This is a genomic window from Xenorhabdus entomophaga, from assembly GCF_037996725.1.
Lineage (GTDB): Bacteria > Pseudomonadota > Gammaproteobacteria > Enterobacterales > Enterobacteriaceae > Xenorhabdus > Xenorhabdus khoisanae.
Map to the genome: position 1 here is coordinate 1 of NZ_JBBMXH010000230.1, position 1790 is coordinate 1790.

The window sequence follows — 1790 nt, forward strand, 5'->3', positions numbered from 1 at the left end:
GGCAAATTAGAATACCCATTGTTTAACATTTTCTTAACGGCCATAAATTTTAACTTACTTGTTAAGTCTATGATAACTAAAACAAATGAGCCTTAAAATTTTGGTGCCGGACTCGGAATCGAAAAACATTATAATTTATTGAATATAAAAGATATATAACCCTGCTATTCTTTTATGCCCCTTTTAATGCCCCCAAATTTTTTTCCTTGCTTCTTCTTTACTATCTGACTGATTTAGCTTAGTTATATCATTTATTGTGTGCTTTTCAATCATCTTAAAGCAAAAAAGCCGTGAGGGTTAAAAATGGTCAAATTTGGCTGCCATTTTACGCTCAGGGCTTAAGATAAAAAATATTCATTTTTACGACATAGATCACAAATTACAGCGGGTTATTCCTGTGGTTTACTGCGAACCTTACGTTCAATTAATCGTCCGTACATATCAAAATAACGGCTAGGCCAAATTTCTGAGGGATGGATACCAAGATAGTTCGCAATGATCCATTCGCCTTTAGGCCACTGTCTGCTGAGTGCATTTGCTAGGGTTGATGAACTGAGTCCCGTCTCACGGGAGAGAGCCGCTAAGGTTGTACCACGTTTACGTAATGCTGCGATGATATCGGCCTGATGCCAGTCATTTTGAACATTGTTGTTATTCATTCCTGCTACCCCTTCCATTAATTGATCATTGATGGTGGTGATTCAAGGCAGGGTTCGCGGACTGGAATCAAGAAACCAGCAAGGCCGAAGCCTTCCCCACCTGAACCACCATTGAAAGGGTGATAACAGGCGCACTGGTAGAAACATCCTACCAGTGTTCTTGATTTCAAGGCCGCGACGCCTCGACCATTAGATTTTGCTAATGGCGGGAATACTTTAACTGATTGTTTTAGCTTACTCAATAACTGAACGGCTAAGTTTAACGGTTATAACTCCTCTCAAGAGCGCACAAACTCAGGGAAGAATACGGACGGCTAAATCAATCTTTGTTGTTTATTCTCGTTCGTGATCACTTCGCTATCCGTATTTCCCCTGTGATTTTCAGACTCATTTTACTCATTTCGAAACATTTTCCCTGCGTGTCGGTTAGGTTCACCATTCCGTGGTGCGTCAGATAATGTGTATACAGGGCGAGGATTTCGGTGAGTTTTTGCAGGAGTTCGCTACGTGCTCTGCACGGCGGTGGAGTACTCCCCATTCAGTGCCTGATTTAATCAGGATGAACGCCTCATTATTCGTGACGTGTGATATCTCCTTTCTTTACTGTATCGGCCTATTACAAGGCAGTGAGTGAAAAACAAACGAAATAAGTGAATTAAGGCAGAAAAATGCCAATGAAAAGTGGTGACACTGAGTAAAACGGGGTTCAAATCGGTCGTAAAGCCAGACCGGACGTGCTCTGGACGTTGACGCTTAGCCGCGTCACTTGGTAATCGCTTCGCTTCAACGCAAGTGACGCCGCAAAGTTTTCAGGACGTTTATCGTGCGTAAATCAAAGTGCGAGTAAAAATCGTGCAAGGTAAAATGATGTTGGTAAACGTGGCAGGGTTACTGCTCAACGTGTTTGATAAACCGGTGCTCAATGACCCGGATAACCTTCATCGTCAACTGTGGGTTATGTGTCTGACGATATCTGCTTCCAAAAGTGCGCAGATGTACCGCAATGCTTGCTCTCCCTTGCAGGCTACGGGAGTTAATGAGATGGTCTTCCCCACCTTGTGAACCATACTCTTTATAGAGTATTTTTTCTGGAGAGTCCATCATGCAAAACGTCACCCTTATTGGTATCGA

Annotated in this window: 3 protein-coding genes; all 3 read right to left on the reverse strand. The window is 42.6% G+C overall.

What is annotated here, in order from left to right; genetic code table 11:
* Positions 1-389: 389 nt before the first annotated feature.
* Positions 390-659, reverse strand: a complete 270-nt coding sequence (locus AAC854_RS22380) for a helix-turn-helix domain-containing protein (protein WP_340619019.1) — start codon at positions 657-659, stop codon at positions 390-392.
* A 17-nt stretch (positions 660-676) separates the two neighbouring features.
* On the reverse strand, positions 677-901 hold the full coding sequence (locus AAC854_RS22385; RefSeq protein WP_152911291.1) for a hypothetical protein: 225 nt from the start codon (positions 899-901) through the stop codon (positions 677-679).
* Between the two features lie 646 nt (positions 902-1547).
* On the reverse strand, positions 1548-1790 hold a 243-nt coding region (locus tag AAC854_RS22390), incomplete at its 5' end, for a hypothetical protein (protein ID WP_340619020.1).

Excerpts from the sequence above, each read along its gene's own strand:
- AAC854_RS22380 (WP_340619019.1), bottom strand. The coding sequence starts at position 659 with ATGAATAACAACAATGTTCAAAATGACTGGCATCAGGCCGATATCATC.